The organism is Paenibacillus woosongensis (genome assembly GCF_009725165.1).
Lineage (GTDB): Bacteria > Bacillota > Bacilli > Paenibacillales > Paenibacillaceae > Fontibacillus > Fontibacillus woosongensis.
On record NZ_WNZW01000022.1, the window covers coordinates 1 to 16,775 of the forward strand.

The window sequence follows — 16,775 nt, forward strand, 5'->3', positions numbered from 1 at the left end:
CATGCGGCGAAATGATTTATCCGGTATTAGCTACCGTTTCCGGCAGTTATCCCAGTCTTACAGGCAGGTTGCCTACGTATTACTCACCCGTCCGCCGCTAAGTTATTTCGGAAGCAAGCTTCCAAAATAACTCCGCTCGACTTGCATGTATTAGGCACGCCGCCAGCGTTCGTCCTGAGCCAGGATCAAACTCTCCATTAAAGGCGAAAGGAAGTTTTACCGAAGGTAAAATCTCTTTCAGCTAAGGTGTTTGACTTGCTCATTTCAAAACTGACGAGATCAGATTTGCATCTGACTCTATTATTTAGATTTCACTTCCGTGAAACCCGCTCACTCGTTGTTCAGTTTTCAAAGATCAACCTTGTTTTGTGTGTCGCCGTTGTTTCAGTGGCAACTTTCTTATCATACAACATCCGGCGATCAATTGCAAGCTTTATTTTTTTGTTGCTGTTTAAGCTCTCATAAAGCTTGTTATCAACGACCGGATATTTAATATACCATCTTTTCTACATAGGCGCAAGCCCTAATACCTATTTTTATATCCCCAATTTTCCCCATACTCCACTTCGCCTTGTTGCATCATTAATGACCCGGACCGCATTTCTCCACCATGGCAAAACGAGCCCGGCTGTTCTAAGCCAGGCTCGTTCCTATTTATATCATTCTGAACGCATATGCGGGAACAACAACACATCGCGGATCGACGCAGAATTCGTCAGCAGCATCACCAGACGGTCAATGCCAATTCCAAGTCCGCCAGTTGGCGGCATGCCATATTCAAGCGCATGGATGAAATCATTGTCCATCTCATGAGCCTCATCATTGCCATGCTCGCGCTCAATCAGCTGAGCTTCGAAACGTTGACGCTGGTCAATCGGATCATTCAGCTCGGTAAATGCGTTGGCATGCTCGCGAGCTACGATAAACAACTCGAAACGATCCGTGAACCGCGGATCTTCCTCATTTTTCTTCGCCAGCGGAGAAATTTCCACCGGATGTCCGTATACGAAAGTTGGCTGAATCAGTGTCTCTTCTACGAATTCTTCAAAGAAAGCATTCAATATATGCCCAAACGTCATATGAGGCTCAACTGGAACTTTGTGTTCTTTCGCTAGGCGGTGTGCTTCCTCATTGCTCATTTGGACGCCGAAGTCTACGCCGGTAACTTCCTTAACAGCATCAACCATTGATACCCGGCGCCATTGCGGCGTAAGGTCTACTTCATGTCCTTGGTAATGCACAACCTTCGTACCCAGCACTTCTTCGGCGATATGAGCGATCATATTCTCCGTCAGCGCCATGATATCCTTGTAATCCGCGTAAGCTTCATACAATTCAATCATCGTAAATTCCGGGTTGTGGCGTGTAGACACACCTTCATTCCGGTATACACGGCCAATTTCGTACACTTTCTCCAGCCCGCCGACAATAAGACGCTTCAAATGAAGCTCGATCGCGATTCGCATATAAAGCTCCATATCCAGCGCATTATGATGCGTAATAAACGGACGAGCCGCAGCGCCGCCGGCGATGCTATGCAGTGTCGGGGTCTCTACTTCCAGGTATCCCAATGAATCCAGATAGCGGCGCATCGATTGAATAATGCGGGAACGTTTAATGAATGTTTGCTGTACCTCAGGGTTCACAATCAGGTCCACATAACGCTGACGATAGCGAAGCTCAACATCCTTCAGGCCATGATATTTATCCGGCAGCGGATAGAGCGATTTGGACAGCACTTCAAGATCCGTCACTTTAATGGTTGTCTCGCCGGTCTTCGTCTTAAATACCTCACCGCGCACCCCTACGATGTCGCCTAGGTCAAGAATGCTGAAGGCAGCATACTTCACTTCTGGGACACTATCCTGACGGACGTAAATTTGAATTTTACCGCTCAAATCTTGAATATGAGCGAAGCTTGCTTTCCCCATTCCCCGTTTGGCCATGATCCGTCCGGCAACTGACACCTCTACCTTTTTCTCCTCAAGCTCTTCCTTCGTCATGCTGTCGTAGTCCTGCAGAATTGCTCCTGCCATATGAGTACGCACGTATTTTTTACCAAAAGGGTCGATCCCCAGGTTCCACAGCTCGTCCAATTTATCGCGTCTGATTTGCAATAGCTCGCTGATTTCGACTTCCTGCTCCTGAGTGTTGTGTTCCTCGCTCATGTTGATACTCCACTCCTTCTACAACTTAATTATACAGCTTATATTAGTTGAATCTTGCATAAATGCTCACTACTGGAAAGTATTCAACAACAGTGAAAAAAGCCTCCCCTGGGGAAGCTCTTCCAACTCAAAATACCGCCCTATTTCTTAATATCTACGATTTTATATTGAATCACGCCCGCAGGGACCGTTACATCGACGATAGCGCCCTTTTGCTTGCCGAGGATCGCCTTGCCCACTGGGCTTTCGTTTGAAATTTTATTTTGCAGCGGATCGGATTCAGCCGTACCGACGATGGCGTATTCCATCGTATCGCCGAACTCCAAATCCTCTACGGTTACCGTCGAACCAATGCTCACCGTGTCCGTATCGATTTCGTCGTTGTTAATGATACGGGCGTTGCGCAGCATTTTCTCAAGCGTAATAATGCGGCCTTCAATAAAAGCCTGCTCATTCTTGGCATCCTCGTATTCCGAGTTTTCACTAATATCGCCATAACCAATGGCAACTTTAATACGCTCCGCAACCTCACGGCGTTTTACGGATTTCAAATTTTCAAGCTCTTCTTCCAACTTCTTCAAACCATCTTGTGTAAGAATAACTTCTTTATCGCTCATCTCAACCGATTCTCCTGTCATGGAAATAATTTTCGCACTATGCGCGCGGTCATGGGCTCCTTCAATATGAATACCTTCCGCCACGGATGGATCTAACCCATTCTCTAACAAGCCCTCAAGGGTCCGAGTTGCCGCATGCCACGGCCGTGAAAATTCACGCATCATTTGAGAATATCATATGCAAACTCATGGAGCTCAGACCACCCCATGTCGTGGAAGTTATCTCCTGAGGCGAATTTATACTGAGAAATTATAGGTGAAGCCTCTCGAAATGTCAATGACAGTACAATTTTCAAATGTAAACGTTTCATGAAGGATGTTTACGTTGCTAATCACCCTTTTATTATCATTTTCGTAAATTAAGCGGATTCCGCTTCCTTAGCGTTCTCGATGGACAGATTAGCGACAAAATTCTCGAGAATTCGTACCATCTCGTCCCGCTTGGTCTCTTCCATGATAACATCCTTAATTCGTGCAGCGCCTTGCATACCTTTCAAGTACCATGCCATATGCTTGCGCATCTCGCGTACCGCCACGCTCTCTCCCTTGAGAGCGGCTAAACGATCCATATGAAGGATTGCAATGCGGATTTTTTCTTCCGGATCCGGTTCAGGCAGCAATTCCCCGGTGTTCAGATATTCCACCGTCCGGTACAGCATCCACGGGTTGCCTAACGCACCCCGGCCGATCATGACGCCATCGCATCCGGTTTGCTCCAGCATGCGCTTCGCATCCTCTGGTGTCGCAACATCACCGTTCCCGATGACTGGAATAGACACGGCTTCCTTAACTTGCTTAATGTAGCTCCAGTCGGCTTTGCCGGTATACAGCTGCTCCCGGGTACGGCCGTGTACACTGACCGCCTTGCCACCAGCCTGTTCTACCGCTTTAGCATTATCCACTACATAGATATGCTCGGCGTCCCAACCGATCCGCATTTTGACCGTTACCGGCTTGCTGACAGCATCCACCACGGCGGACACCATTTCATAAATTTTATTCGGATCAAGCAGCCAGCGTGCCCCGGCATCGCATTTCGTAACTTTAGGTACAGGACAGCCCATGTTAATATCGATGATATCGGCATTCGTCTCCTGATCGACAACCTTGGCCGCTTCTACCAGGGAACCCCGATCCCCGCCAAAAATCTGTAGACTAAGCGGCTTCTCCCGCTCATCTACGAACAGCATTTCCTTCGTGCGCTTGTTGCCATGGATGATCGCTTTGTCGCTAACCATCTCCGCACAGACGAGGCCTGTGCCGAACTCCTTGGCAATCAGCCGGAAGGCAGGATTGCAGACGCCCGCCATCGGTGCCAGCACGACCTGGTTCTTCATTTCAATATCGCCAATTTTCAGCATAACATCCCTCCCTAATCATATTGTTGTCGAACTTGCTCGCAACTTGTAGCATTATCCCTGCCAGTCAATTTATTCTGAGGATTTCAATTCAGACATCGAAATGCCTAAAGCATCCACAATTTTAATTAAAATTTGATCTTCTGCGCGTCGGTTCCCACGCTCGATCGCTCCGAGGACGGCTAGCGATACGCCGGATCGCTCCGCAAGCTGCTGCTGTGTGAACCCCTTTAGTTTTCGGTAAGCCCGGATTCGCTGCGCCAGTTGCAAATTTTCCAAAAACGTACGCCTTCCTTTCCATCCATGCTGGTCAAAGCTTCTTGGGTGCGCCGGTATAAGCCGGAAGACTCCTCCTCGGCAACGATGTCCGCCAAAGGGACAAGTACAAAGGCACGCTCCATCATCCGCGGATGTGGCAGCGTCAGCAATGGGGTGTCTATCTCTTGCCCCTCTACCCATAGTAAATCCAAATCAACGGTTCGCGGACCATAGCGAATTTTGCGCTCACGCCCCAGCTCAAGCTCAATTTGCTGCATAGCAACCAGCAGCTCCTCAGGACCCAGCGCCGTCCGTAGCGCTGCAGTCATATTCAGAAAACAAGGCTGATCAAGATATCCTACGGGATCGGTCTCGTATAGACGGGAGCAACGGAGCACCTCTATCTTCGAGTGGGCATCCAGCCGAGCCAGCGCCTCCATCAAGGTCGCTTCCCGGTCGCCGAGATTGGCCCCTAAAGCAATATAAGCCTCTGTGGTTCCAGAGGTCGGATGTGTATTCATCGCACGTCTCACTTTCTAGAGCGGTACAACTGCACCGTCACACCTTCAAAATGAATATCAAATGGCGGATGCGGCTTCGTGACATGAACCGTTAATGCATCTACCATAGTATAAGTGTCCAAAACCGAGGATGCAATATGTTCCGCGAGGGCTTCGATCAATTTGAAACTTTTACCTTCGACAATGCCCCGCAGCAGCTCATGAATTTCGGCATAGTTCACCGTCTTGCTCAAATCATCGGTCTGTCCGGCTTCCCGTAAATCAAGCTCTAATTCCAAATCGACATAGAAGCGTTGACCAAGCTTGCGCTCTTCCTCAAAAACACCATGGTATCCGTAATATTCCATGCGCCGAAGCACCATTTTATCCATCCATTACCCAACCTTTCCATCATAAAAAATAAACCAGGAGCAGCCGGCACGACAGCCGGCAAACCTAGCAAGCTCAATTTCACGCGCCAGAGCAAGCTGAGGCTATTCACAAAGCTACGTGCAAACAATTAAGCATAAACAATAGCATCGCACATTTTGGCCAATTGTTTGATTTCCTTCACGTCGTGAACCCGCACGATCTGGCAGCCTTGAGCAATGCCAAGAGCTACCGTCGCAGCGGTACCCATGACCAGCTCGTCCACCGGCAAGTCCAGCGTAGTTCGAATAAATCTTTTACGGGACGTGCCGAGCAACAGAGGATAACCCAGCTTCATCAGCCGGTCCAGCTCCTTCATCACCCGCAAATTCTCCCCATAGTCCTTCGCAAACCCGATCCCCGGATCAAGAATAATCTGCTCATCCCTTACTCCAGCCCGCCGGGCGATCTCTATACTGTCCAGCAGGTCCGCTTCTACGTCCTGTATTAAATCAAGGTAATCCCGATCATGCCGGTTATGCATCAAAATAACGGGAGACTGGAATTCCGCCGCCACCTCGGCCATAAGCGGGTCCGCTTTGCAGCCCCATATATCATTGATAATGTGAGCGCCCGCGGCAAGGGACTGTCTCGCCACCTCCACTTTGTATGTGTCTACCGAAATAGGAATATGGGGAGCTTCGCGATGGATCGCTTCTACGATAGGGACCACCCGCTCCAGCTCCTCGTCCAGCGATACAGGCTCATGGCCTGGCCTGGTCGATTCCCCCCCGATATCGATGATATCGGCCCCGTCACGGACCATTTCCAAAGCATGGGCAACCGCCCTTTCCGCCTCGTTATACCGTCCACCATCGGAGAAAGAATCCGGAGTTACATTTAAAATACCCATAATCAAAGTCCGTTCACCAAGCTTCAGCTCGGTTTCGCCGCATTGATAAGTCCGCCGATACAGCGTAGGCTGCATGTTGTTGTCCCCCTTCTATTTATAGCCGCAATAACCTCTATAACTATCTAAAAGCATTTCCGTAACCGGACCGATCATTCCATCCCCGACCGAATATCTCGAACCCTCCGGCTCAACCAATGCCGTCACCGGCACCAGCTCTTGGATCGAATTGGTCAAAAACACTTCTTCCGCGGCGACCAGATCATCCCAGATATAGCGCCCTTCTATATACGACAGCCCTAGCCGATCCGCAAGTTCTAGTACGAAGGAGCGGGTAATTCCCGGCAGAATGCCGGTCCCAATCTCCGGCGTATATAATGTCCCCTCGCGCACAAAAAATAAATTGCTGACGATCCCTTCCGCCAAATGTCCTTGGGCCGTCAAAAGCAATCCCTCGGGTACGCCCCCTGGATGGACACCTCTGATAAGTCCCTCCAGCTCCCGCTTGGCTAGAATATTATTCATATAGTGAAGCGACTTGAGCCTGATCTTCCCCTCAGGGGTATTGCGAGGCGTAGATAAACGCCATAATTCCTTGCCATGGGCATACAACCCCGGATCAAAGGACGGCAATGGCTTCACATAGATAATAACGCATGGCTCCGTATAATCTTCCGGCGGCAAGCCAAGCGGCCCGGCGCCAGCCGATACGGTCAGCCGGATATATCCATCCAGCAGCTCATTCGCCTTCAGCAATGAGGCGATTTCATATCGCAGCAGTTCCTCCCGGGCCTCGTAACGTATGCCTAACTCCCGGCAACCGCCCCGAAGCCGCTCCAAGTGCCGCTCCAGAAGAAATGGCTGCCCCCCATACGTCCGAAATGTCTCGAACAGCCCCATACCGTACATGAAGCCGTGATCCATTACGGATATCACGGCTTCAGCGGATGGGGTAGGAACTCCGTTCACCCCGATATAATTCATACTCCTGCCCCGACCTTGCGGCTAAGGAAGTTGCGGAGAATTTGATGGCCATGATCGGTAATAATCGACTCCGGATGGAATTGAACCCCTTCCACGGCATAAGTTTTATGGCGCAGGCCCATAATTTCGCCTTCCTCGGTCTCGGCGGTAATCTCAAGGCAGTCGGGCAGGCTGGAGCGTTCCACGATCAGCGAATGATAACGGGTTGCCGTAAACGGCGAAGGAAGCCCCGTAAATACGGACTCGCCCTTATGGTGAATCGGCGAGGTCTTGCCATGCATTAGCCGCTCCGCCCGGACGACCTTGCCCCCGAAGGCTTGACCGATAGACTGATGACCCAGGCAGACGCCAAAGATCGGGATTGTGCCCTTAAACCGGTCTATGACATCAAGAGTAATTCCTGCCTCATTCGGCGTGCACGGACCCGGAGACAGTAGAATGTGATCCGGCCGCAGTTCCTCTATGCCTTGCAAATCAATTTCGTCATTTCGGCGTACAACAACTTCTTCCCCAAGCTCGCCTAAATACTGTACGAGATTGTACGTAAAAGAATCGTAATTATCGATAACCAGTATCATAACTTCATCCCCTGTCTTTGGCCTTCGGCGGCGAATTCCTGACTTAACCCGACCGCCATCGTTATAGCTCTGGCTTTATTATGGCATTCCCTGTATTCCCGATAAGGCACGGAGTCGATTACAATGCCTGCCCCGACCTGAATATGTCCTACGCCATCCTTAACGACCAGTGTACGTATAATAATATTTAATTCCATATTTCCGTTGTAGTCAATCCATCCCATAGCACCCGTGTATGGCCCGCGGGCCACAGGCTCGAGCTCCTCGATAATCTCCATCGTTCTTACCTTCGGAGCCCCGGTAATCGTTCCTCCCGGAAATACAGCAGCAATCACGTCAAATGGCGTCTTTCCTTCGTCCAGCAGGCCCTCTACCTGCGAGACCAAGTGCATTACATGCGAGTAATATTCAATAACCATCAGCTCACTGGCCCTGACCGAACCAAACTTGGAGACACGCCCCAAATCGTTGCGAAGCAAATCGACGAGCATGATATGCTCCGCCCGCTCCTTCTCGCTGCTCAGCAGCTCTTGGGCCATGGCCTCATCCTCCTCTGGCGTAGCGCCCCGGCGCCTCGTGCCGGCGATAGGGCGTGTTGCCATCTTCCCCTGCTCCAGCTTAACTAGGAGCTCTGGCGAAACGGAGACAAGCTGAAAATCGGGAAATCGGAGCAGCCCCATATATGGAGAAGGATTCAGCAGCCTCAGCCATTCATAAATCTCCTCTGGCGAAACCGTAAGCGGAAGCCCTCGGCGCAATGACAGATTGACTTGAAATACGTCCCCAGCCGCTATATATTCCTGCACCCGGCGGACCGCTGCTTCGAAATCGTCCTGGGCAAAAGAAACGGAAGCGGAACGCTCTAAGAGGCGATCCCACTCGGCGGATGAGACCTCCCTTGCCGCCAACGACATTTGGCGGACCCTTGTCTTCTCTGCTATCGTCCCGTGTTTGGCCTCATGGATAATTTCATTCCAGCGATCAAGCATCAGCGATGCCCGCCGCTTCGCTCTTTCGAAGGCCTGGGCCAGTGACATTGCAGACTGCTCTTTCCCAACGGGACAATGGACAATAGCATATACCTCTTCCAGCTCATGATCGAACACCCACAGCTCTTCCATGCGCATCCAAATATAATCGTCAATTTGGAGGTCATCCTCTGCCATAACAGGAAGACGCTCCAAAGAGCGGGCCACATCATAACTGAGATATCCTACGCCGCCTCCGCTGAATTTAGGCAGTCCAGGTACCGCTGGCGACTTAAACGGTTTTAGCCATTCGTGCAGCACGTCCAAAGGGCGTCCTTCAACTTGTTCAATATGGCCCGTGGAGGTGTCCTCGATTTGCGCAACAGTTCCTTTTCCCCTTATGACTGACAAAGGCTCCAAACCGAGAAATGTATAGCGGCCGTCCTTGCCGCTCTCTAACACAAAGGAGTATGGCCGCGCTGTGTTCCAGGCCTGCGCCCAGTCGCCCGGCAGACGGGAATCTGATTTCATCTTGACGGCGCAGGGCAGCATCGTCCAACAGCCCTCCGCTGCCCAGCCCTCCCATTGCTCCCATCGTGTAATGGTAATCATGCTATGTCACTACCTCCAGCCCTTGATGCGTTCTTGTTGCTAGCTAGTATACTAGAACCTTATTCCGTTGAACATCCCCAATAACATGCAACAAAACAATCATAAAACAAGCAACAACCCCCACACCGTCTGATGCAAGCGGTTGGGGGTTGACTCAATATATACAAGCCGCAGCTAAAAATTAAGCTTCGAAATTGTAGAGCGGCGTGCTCAGGTAACGCTCGCCGTTACTTGGAACGACTGCGATTACGCGTTTGCCTTTACCAAGTTGTTTGGCTACCTTAAGCGCAGCGAAGATGGCTGCACCGGAAGAAATTCCGGAAAGGATGCCTTCCTCTTTAGCCACTTTACGAGCTTGCTCGAATGCTTCCTCGTTCTCTACGTGAATGATTTCATCGTAGATTTCACGATTCAGAATTTCAGGAACGAAGTTGGCGCCGATCCCTTGAATCTTATGCGGTCCGGGTTTGCCACCGGACAGAATTGGCGAAGCTGCCGGCTCGACGGCGTAAATTTTAATGTCAGGGAAACGCTTCTTCAGCACTTCACCTGCACCGGTAATCGTGCCGCCCGTTCCGATTCCCGCCACGAATGCGTCCAGCTTGCCATCAAGCGAATCGATCGCTTCGACGATTTCCGGACCTGTCGTCTCACGGTGGATCTTCACGTTAGCTTGCGTTCTGAATTGATCGGCCAGGAAATAGTCCGGATTTTCAGACAGAATTTGTTCAGCTTTCTTAACGGCACCGTTCATGCCTTCTGCCCCTGGAGTCAGGACAAGCTCGGCTCCATAAGCACGCAGGAGGTTGCGGCGCTCAATGCTCATCGTTTCGGGCATCACGATAACCGCCTTGTACCCTTTAGCAGCTGCAACAAGCGCAAGTCCGATACCGGTGTTTCCGCTGGTTGCCTCGATGATCGTACCGCCCGGCTTCAACTTGCCCGCTTTCTCAGCTTCTTCCACGATGCTGATCGCAATACGGTCTTTCACGCTTGCGCCCGGGTTCTGGTACTCGAGCTTTACATAAATTTCAGCGCTATCCTCGGGTACGATGCGGTTCAAGCGAACAAGCGGTGTATCCCCGATGAGATCTGTTACGTTATTAACGATTCTAGCCATACGAAAACCTCCCTGAGTAATAAAAATAATAAGCTGCAAATCATCTAATCTAGCTGTGATCTAGTTGTAAAAAAACGAAAGAGGAGTCGGATTTACCGCGGTTCTCCTGCCCTCATTTATTTCCGAGTAAATAAGTTGGTATTCTTCTTTCATTATCTTAACAATCAGCAGAGGCAGTTGTCAAGAAAGGATAGAAAAAAATACTTTGCGCAATCCGGAAATTCCATAGGCTCGGCAAAGTATTTAACAATTTCAACCTTACTTCTTGGTCTGGGCTTGAAGCTCGGCAATACGCTCCGGGCTTATTCTATAAGCCTCGTTGCAGAAGTCACAAACGACTTCAATCTCTTTATTCTCCTCGGCCATCTCGGCAAGCTCGCTGTGACCCAGGCTAACCAGCGTACGTTCAACGCGCTCTAACGAGCAGTTACAGGCGAACACGACCTCCGATTCGTCCAGCAGCTTAAAGTCCGGTACGATCCAGCCCAGCAGTTCCTCAAGCTCCAACCCCTGATCCAGAAGAGAGGTAACGGGAGGAAGCTGGCCGATGGCCCGCTCAATTACGTCAATCTCCTGATCACTCAGCCCAGGCAGCAGCTGAATGATGAAGCCCCCAGCCACGATGACCGAAGAATCTGTATCGACCAGAACGCCTAATCCAACGGCTGACGGAGTTTGCTCTGAGACTGCAAAATAATAGGTGAAATCCTCTGCAAGCTCGCCGGAAATCAGCGGAACGCTTCCCCGGTAAGGTTCCTTAAGCCCAAGATCCTTGGTTACATGGATAAAACCCGTCGTCCCGACCGCTCCGGCTACATCGAGCTTGCCCTGACTATTGCTCGGCAGCTGTACATGCGGATTCTTGACATAGCCGCGAACCTCGCAGTTTGCATTCGCATCAGCGATGATTTGCCCGATTGGCCCGTCGCCTTTTACCTGAACGGTAAGCTTCTCATCTCCCTTCAGCATTGCGCCCATCATCGTTGCTGCCGTTACAGTTCGTCCCATCGCCGCTGTTGTTGTAGGATAAGTATCATGACGGCGGCGCAGCTCTTCTACCAGCGCAGTCGTGCGGACGGCAAACGCTCGTACCTTGCCGTTCATGGCCGTCCCGCGAATCAAACGGTCTTTTTCTTGCTCCGTTCCCATAGATGTGAAGCCTCCTTTTCTGGATGTAATGACTATTTACTGACAAACTGTACTTATTATTGACTCTCTCTTACTGATTACGCTCGTATATGATACGCAGCCCTTCCAAAGTAAGAAGCTGGTTCACTTCCTGAATCGATTCTGCCTCGCTGGCAATAAGCTCTGCCAGCCCTCCGGTTGCGATTACCTTTGGCTCGGCATTCATCTCCCGGCGAATCCGGTTCACGATGCCATCCACTTGGCCCGCATACCCGAAAATAATACCCGACTGCATCGCATGGACCGTATTACGGCCGATGACCTTCCTCGGCTTCTCCAGTTCGATCCGCGGGAGCTTGGAAGCACGTTGATACAGCGCTTCTGTGGAAATTCCGATGCCCGGCACAATGGCCCCGCCCAAATAATTGCCGGCTGCATCGATACAATCGAAGGTCGTAGCCGTTCCAAAGTCGACGACAACGAGTGGACCACCATATTGCTCTACCGCGGCAACGGCGTTGACGATGCGATCTGCGCCGACCTCGCGCGGATTCTCGTACCGCAAATTAAGTCCCGTCTTGATGCCCGGTCCGACGATAAGCGGCTTCTTGCGCAAATATTTCTCGCACAGCTCTTCGAGTACATGCATCAATGGAGGGACAACCGAGGATATGATGACCCCCTCAATATCGCCTACTGCAATCTTAGACATTTGAAACAAATTATGAATCTTTACCCCGTATTCATCGGCCGTAGACTGCCGGTTGGTGCTTAGTCGGAAATGGTGAAGCAGCTCTCGGCCCTTGTAGATTCCCAGTACGATATTCGAGTTGCCTACATCTACCACAACGAACATGCTGCTTTACCCCTCTTTCTTCTCATTCAGATCCAGGCTAATGTCCAGACTGTCGAAGGAATACGTCAATCTTCCGACAGAAATGACATCCACGCCGGTGTCAGCGATTCCGTAGATCGTCTGCAGCGATACGTTGCCCGAAGCCTCTACCGTAACATGTGGAGCTCTCGCCTTAATCCGGCGCACCGCTTCCTTCATCAGCTCGGGCGCCATATTATCCAGCATAATAATATCTGCTCCAGCCGACAAGGCCTCGTCCACCTGCTCTAAATTCTCCGTCTCAACCTCAATCGTCATCGTATGAGGAATTGCCGCGCGCGCACGCTGCACCGCTGGGGCTATGCCACCTGCACCCTTAATGTGATTGTCCTTAATCATGACCGCGTCATACAACCCGAAGCGGTGATTGGAACCGCCACCTACGCGAACTGCATATTTCTCGAGCATTCGATGCCCGGGTGTAGTCTTCCGCGTATCCACGAGACGTACGGGCAGCCCCTGCAGCGCATCGACATACTGCCGCGTCCGAGTTGCAATTCCAGACAAACGCTGCAGCAAATTCAAGGCAAGCCGCTCTCCGGTCAGAATGCTGTGCGTGCTGCCCTCCACCTCGGCCAACACCGTTCCCTTGCTTATAGTTTCGCCGTCCTGCACCAAGGGATTAAACGCAAGCGAAGGATCCACCATCTCAAAGACAAGAGAAGCGATCGGCATGCCCGCCGCAATCCCTGTCTGCTTGGCATGGATGATTCCCTTGGATTGATGCTCAGCAGGAATCGTTACAGCTGCTGTAATATCACCTGAGCCGACGTCCTCTTTCAGCCAATGGCGAATGGATTCCATCAGGCCTTCATTATAACCGTTAAACATCATCGCTCATTTCCTCCAACATTCCTTTTTCCCGCTGCTGCAAAATATGCTTCCTCCACAACGCATCATTTCGCTGCGGATAGTCTTCGCGATAGTGGCCGCCACGGCTTTCCTTCCGGGCTAGCGCAGATTCAATCAGCAATAAGGCACATGTTAGCATATTAGCATATTCCCACTGCTCTCGGGTATGGAGAGCTGCGTTGAATATCGACAGCTGGCGGCGCAGCTCATTTAGTCCTTGATTCAGACCCTCTTCACTGCGGCGTACACCGGCTTTTCGCACCATAAGCTTCTGCAACTCCAGCCGCCGTTCTGCGATCGGCCATGTGACGGCATCCTCGCGAGCCTCTTGGCAATGTATGCCTTCACCTGTTCTCTCCAGAGGAGACAGCTCCGAGATCCGTTCAACGATACGCCGCCCGAATACGATTGCTTCCGACAGCGAATTGCTCGCCAGCCGGTTTGCGCCATGGACTCCTGTCGAAGATACCTCGCCGCAGGCGAACAAGCGATGCACGCTCGTCTCTCCGTGAAGCCCGGTACGGACTCCTCCCATCATATAATGCGCAGCAGGCGCCACGGGAATCCAGTCGGCCGTCATATCAAGCCCGTATCCGAGACAAGTATCGTATATTGTCGGAAAGCGGTGCTTGATCGTCTCAGGATCCTCGTGCGTTATATCCAGAAAGACGAAGCTTGACTTCGTCTCCTCCATCTCGCTGACAATGGCGCGCGCTACGATGTCGCGCGGGGCAAGCTCCAGCAGCTCATGGTATTTCTCCATGAACCGCTCTCCTTTCACATTGCGAAGCACTGCGCCTTCCCCGCGGACCGCCTCGGATATTAAAAACCGCGGTGCGCCGGGATAACATAATGAAGTCGGATGAAACTGAATGAACTCCAAATCCCGTAGTACGGCTCCAGCCCGGTAAGCGATAGCCACCCCGTCCCCCGTAGCCACATCAGGGTTCGTGGTATACCGATACAACTGGCCCGCCCCGCCGGAACACAGGATCGTGGCCAGCCCTCGCAGGAACACTCGCTGTCCGTCTGGACGCTGCACCAGCGCCCCAATGCACTCATTACCCTCCGTAATCAGATCAATAACAAAATGCTCATTCAATATCTCCACATTAGAGTGGCCGGCTAACTGCTCGGATAACGCGCGCACAATCTCATAGCCCGTGGCGTCCCCATTGGCATGCAGAATGCGGCGGTGGCTATGGGCCCCCTCCCGTGTTAAAGCCAGTTCCCCGTTCTCCAGATCAAAAGCCGTACCAAGGGTGATTAACTCCTGCACACAGACAGGCCCCTCATTGACTAGAATATCCACCGATGACGAAGAACATAGCCCTGCCCCGGCCATCAGCGTATCCTGACTGTGATACTCCGGCGAGTCCTCTTCGGAAATGACTGCGGCAATGCCTCCTTGCGCATACCGGGTATTACTCTCCAGCAGTGCTTTCTTAGTAATGATGATAACGCGGTGACGCTCACTAGCTTTAATAGCGGTATATAGTCCGGCGATGCCTGACCCGATCACGATGACGTCCGTCTCCACGGCAGGCAGCTCACTTAAATCAAAATCAACCAAATATCGTGGTATCATTACACAGGTCACCTATCTTGAACAAGAGAGTAGCGCATGCTACTTGACTTGTAACATGCGCTCTAGGGAAGTTCTGGCTTTGTCGGCTACGGCAGGCGGCACGTAAATTTGCGGCTGCATCGTCTCCAAGCATTTGACCAGTTTTTTCAAGTTGTTTACTTTCATATTTGGACAGACGAGGAACTTCGTGGCGAAATGGAATGTTTTGTCCGGACTATCCTTACGCAATTGATACCCGGTTCCATCTTCCGTGCCCACGATGAATTCCTTACTGTTGGAATTTTTGCAGTATTCTAAAATAGCTGTCGTACTTCCGACAAAATCACCCATGGCAACTACTTCAGGACGGCATTCCGGATGAACAACGAATTCCGCGTTAGGGTGCTTCGCTCTCATCTCTACTACGTCCTTCACGGTTAGCATGTCATGCGTATTACAGTAGCCTTCCCAGATGATCATCTTCTTGTCGGTATGCTGTTGTACATAGTGACCCAAATTTTTATCCGGCACCCAGATGATTTCATCGGAGTCGATCGAATTGATCACCTTAACCGCATTGGATGACGTACAGCAAATATCCGTCTCGGCTTTAATCTCGGCGGAAGAGTTAATATAAGTGACGACCTTGGCGTTTGGATGCTGTGCCTTCAATTTGCGCAGGCCATCCACGTTGACCATATCCGCCATTGGACAGCCCGCCCGCTCGTCGGGAATCAGCACCGTCTTGTTTGGCGCCAAAATCTTTGCGCTCTCCCCCATGAAATGGACGCCGCAAAATACGATCGTATCTGCATCCGTCGAAGCGGCCTTCTGAGCCAATAGGAAAGAGTCGCCCCTGAAGTCGGCAACCTCCTGAATTTCATCACGCTGATAGTAGTGCGCTAAAATAATTGCATTACGTTCCTTCTTCAATTGCAGCAATTTCTCCCGCAGCTCGCGGTTCATTTCCGCCTTCCGCTCTAATGCCAGAGCTTCCACGATGATCCTCCCCCTTAATCCTTTATCCGCCTCTTCTATCTATATAGCGGGATTTTACATGCCTGCACTATTGATCATAATTCCATCATAACTCCCTGGCAGCTAAGAAGAACGTATAAATTTTCACGTTACTTGCCATGTAGTTGCCGAGGATGTGAAATTCGGTACGTTCTTATCCGCGAAAATACCGATAGGTTCACTCCATTGTCACATTACGTTGTTTAACAACTAATTTACACAAGGTCGGTATCCCTGTCAATCGACCTGAACCATAATACATTAAATTTAAAGGATAACGGTCTAATTCCTTGGTCATTCTCGGCTGGCTGCCAAAAACCTAATCTTAGCAAAAGCTCCTTCGCTAGCCCCACGAGCAAACCATAGCTCCAACGTGCTGGCTAGCGTCTCTATGACATCAGTTGCTAGTCGAAAGCTGAAACTAAACTATTGAAACTGAACCTGCTGGCTCCCCGAGACCAGAGCAAGACTAAACCGAAAACCGGGAGTTCATTCGGAAAGCGAGAAGTCAGGCCAAAACTAGATCAGATACGTCAAGCTTAACCGAGACCATCGTGGGTAGACTCTAGACCAAGAAACCGTCAGTCCAAGCTGAATACGAGGCATCAGCCACGAATCTAGAGCTCTTAACGAATCTCACGATCGCTATTTATCTAGAAACAACCCCTTTTGATATGTAACGAAACCAGGTAACGTTAATTCATCCAATGCTGCTCCAAACAGCAGTTTTACCGTTAAATAGCGTGGATCAGATTCGTTAGATCTAAAATCATAGCAAATATGTGCAAATAACGTGGATGAGATTCGCTAGACTTAAACAATAAAGCAAATGCCTCCTTCAAATCGCCTTTCATAGTTATAGAACTGTTCAATC

The 16,775-nt window shown here is 50.7% G+C and carries 16 protein-coding genes and 1 rRNA gene; all 17 read right to left on the bottom strand.

The genetic code is table 11. The annotated features are described in order from the left end of the window. Positions 1 to 201: ribosomal RNA gene (locus tag GNP95_RS24995) — 16S ribosomal RNA — on the bottom strand; the annotation flags it as partial. Between the two features lie 458 nt (positions 202 to 659). Continuing rightward, positions 660 to 2,168 (bottom strand): lysine--tRNA ligase, encoded by a 1,509-nt coding sequence (gene lysS, locus GNP95_RS25000; RefSeq protein ID WP_155613529.1) that lies wholly within the window; start codon positions 2,166 to 2,168, stop codon positions 660 to 662. Between the two features lie 140 nt (positions 2,169 to 2,308). Further along, positions 2,309 to 2,785, bottom strand: coding sequence for a transcription elongation factor GreA (gene greA, locus GNP95_RS25005; RefSeq protein WP_155613557.1), 477 nt, complete (start codon positions 2,783 to 2,785; stop codon positions 2,309 to 2,311). 359 nt (positions 2,786 to 3,144) lie between these two features. Continuing rightward, on the bottom strand, positions 3,145 to 4,146 hold the full coding sequence (dusB, locus tag GNP95_RS25010; protein WP_155613530.1) for a tRNA dihydrouridine synthase DusB: 1,002 nt from the start codon (positions 4,144 to 4,146) through the stop codon (positions 3,145 to 3,147). 69 nt (positions 4,147 to 4,215) lie between these two features. Continuing rightward, positions 4,216 to 4,422 carry a helix-turn-helix domain-containing protein gene (locus tag GNP95_RS25015; protein WP_155613531.1) on the bottom strand — a complete coding sequence of 69 codons (207 nt, stop codon included), beginning with the start codon at positions 4,420 to 4,422 and terminating at the stop codon, positions 4,216 to 4,218. Continuing rightward, positions 4,374 to 4,922 (bottom strand): 2-amino-4-hydroxy-6-hydroxymethyldihydropteridine diphosphokinase, encoded by a 549-nt coding sequence (gene folK / locus GNP95_RS25020; protein WP_155613532.1) that lies wholly within the window; start codon positions 4,920 to 4,922, stop codon positions 4,374 to 4,376. Before folK ends, GNP95_RS25015 begins: the two co-directional genes overlap by 49 nt. Positions 4,923 to 4,930: 8 nt before the next feature. Continuing rightward, positions 4,931 to 5,293, bottom strand: coding sequence for a dihydroneopterin aldolase (folB, locus tag GNP95_RS25025; protein WP_155613533.1), 363 nt, complete (start codon positions 5,291 to 5,293; stop codon positions 4,931 to 4,933). A 128-nt stretch (positions 5,294 to 5,421) separates the two neighbouring features. Continuing rightward, positions 5,422 to 6,258: a dihydropteroate synthase gene (gene folP, locus GNP95_RS25030; protein WP_155613534.1), complete on the bottom strand. Its 837-nt coding sequence runs from the start codon at positions 6,256 to 6,258 to the stop codon at positions 5,422 to 5,424. A 15-nt stretch (positions 6,259 to 6,273) separates the two neighbouring features. Beyond that, entirely contained in the window at positions 6,274 to 7,164 is an 891-nt protein-coding gene (locus GNP95_RS25035; protein ID WP_155613535.1) for an aminotransferase class IV, read from the bottom strand. Next, positions 7,161 to 7,742 carry an aminodeoxychorismate/anthranilate synthase component II gene (gene pabA, locus GNP95_RS25040; protein ID WP_155613536.1) on the bottom strand — a complete coding sequence of 194 codons (582 nt, stop codon included), beginning with the start codon at positions 7,740 to 7,742 and terminating at the stop codon, positions 7,161 to 7,163. The genes GNP95_RS25035 and pabA overlap by 4 nt, the downstream gene beginning before the upstream one ends. After that, positions 7,739 to 9,322: an anthranilate synthase component I family protein gene (locus GNP95_RS25045; RefSeq protein ID WP_155613537.1), complete on the bottom strand. Its 1,584-nt coding sequence runs from the start codon at positions 9,320 to 9,322 to the stop codon at positions 7,739 to 7,741. Before GNP95_RS25045 ends, pabA begins: the two co-directional genes overlap by 4 nt. 181 nt (positions 9,323 to 9,503) lie before the next feature. Further along, the gene (gene cysK / locus GNP95_RS25050; RefSeq protein ID WP_155613538.1) at positions 9,504 to 10,442 is read right to left on the bottom strand and encodes a cysteine synthase A; all 939 of its coding nucleotides are present in this window, start codon (positions 10,440 to 10,442) and stop codon (positions 9,504 to 9,506) included. A 258-nt stretch (positions 10,443 to 10,700) separates the two neighbouring features. Continuing rightward, positions 10,701 to 11,591 (bottom strand): Hsp33 family molecular chaperone HslO, encoded by an 891-nt coding sequence (hslO, locus tag GNP95_RS25055; RefSeq protein ID WP_155613539.1) that lies wholly within the window; start codon positions 11,589 to 11,591, stop codon positions 10,701 to 10,703. A 70-nt stretch (positions 11,592 to 11,661) separates the two neighbouring features. Further along, complete coding sequence (locus GNP95_RS25060; RefSeq protein WP_155613540.1) at positions 11,662 to 12,426, bottom strand: type III pantothenate kinase; 765 nt, start codon at positions 12,424 to 12,426, stop codon at positions 11,662 to 11,664. Positions 12,427 to 12,432: 6 nt separating this feature from the next. Then, a complete protein-coding gene (gene nadC / locus GNP95_RS25065; RefSeq protein ID WP_155613541.1) occupies positions 12,433 to 13,299 on the bottom strand; it encodes a carboxylating nicotinate-nucleotide diphosphorylase in 867 nt (288 codons plus the stop codon). Then, positions 13,289 to 14,905 carry an L-aspartate oxidase gene (nadB, locus tag GNP95_RS25070; RefSeq protein ID WP_155613542.1) on the bottom strand — a complete coding sequence of 539 codons (1,617 nt, stop codon included), beginning with the start codon at positions 14,903 to 14,905 and terminating at the stop codon, positions 13,289 to 13,291. Before nadB ends, nadC begins: the two co-directional genes overlap by 11 nt. Positions 14,906 to 14,944: 39 nt before the next feature. Continuing rightward, positions 14,945 to 15,883, bottom strand: coding sequence for a quinolinate synthase NadA (gene nadA, locus GNP95_RS25075; RefSeq protein ID WP_330163619.1), 939 nt, complete (start codon positions 15,881 to 15,883; stop codon positions 14,945 to 14,947). Between the last annotated feature and the right edge of the window lie 892 nt (positions 15,884 to 16,775).

What these genes read in the sequence shown, in the direction of transcription:
- lysS (WP_155613529.1), bottom strand. Translation starts at nt 2,168, where the DNA reads ATGAGCGAGGAACACAACACTCAGGAGCAGGAAGTCGAAATCAGCGAG.
- greA (WP_155613557.1), bottom strand. Translation starts at nt 2,785, where the DNA reads ATGAGCGATAAAGAAGTTATTCTTACACAAGATGGTTTGAAGAAGTTG.
- dusB (WP_155613530.1), bottom strand. Translation starts at nt 4,146, where the DNA reads ATGCTGAAAATTGGCGATATTGAAATGAAGAACCAGGTCGTGCTGGCA.
- folK (WP_155613532.1), bottom strand. Translation starts at nt 4,922, where the DNA reads ATGAATACACATCCGACCTCTGGAACCACAGAGGCTTATATTGCTTTA.
- folB (WP_155613533.1), bottom strand. Translation starts at nt 5,293, where the DNA reads ATGGATAAAATGGTGCTTCGGCGCATGGAATATTACGGATACCATGGT.
- folP (WP_155613534.1), bottom strand. Translation starts at nt 6,258, where the DNA reads ATGCAGCCTACGCTGTATCGGCGGACTTATCAATGCGGCGAAACCGAG.
- GNP95_RS25035 (WP_155613535.1), bottom strand. Translation starts at nt 7,164, where the DNA reads ATGAATTATATCGGGGTGAACGGAGTTCCTACCCCATCCGCTGAAGCC.
- pabA (WP_155613536.1), bottom strand. Translation starts at nt 7,742, where the DNA reads ATGATACTGGTTATCGATAATTACGATTCTTTTACGTACAATCTCGTA.
- GNP95_RS25045 (WP_155613537.1), bottom strand. Translation starts at nt 9,322, where the DNA reads ATGATTACCATTACACGATGGGAGCAATGGGAGGGCTGGGCAGCGGAG.
- cysK (WP_155613538.1), bottom strand. Translation starts at nt 10,442, where the DNA reads ATGGCTAGAATCGTTAATAACGTAACAGATCTCATCGGGGATACACCG.
- hslO (WP_155613539.1), bottom strand. Translation starts at nt 11,591, where the DNA reads ATGGGAACGGAGCAAGAAAAAGACCGTTTGATTCGCGGGACGGCCATG.
- GNP95_RS25060 (WP_155613540.1), bottom strand. Translation starts at nt 12,426, where the DNA reads ATGTTCGTTGTGGTAGATGTAGGCAACTCGAATATCGTACTGGGAATC.
- nadC (WP_155613541.1), bottom strand. Translation starts at nt 13,299, where the DNA reads ATGATGTTTAACGGTTATAATGAAGGCCTGATGGAATCCATTCGCCAT.
- nadB (WP_155613542.1), bottom strand. Translation starts at nt 14,905, where the DNA reads ATGATACCACGATATTTGGTTGATTTTGATTTAAGTGAGCTGCCTGCC.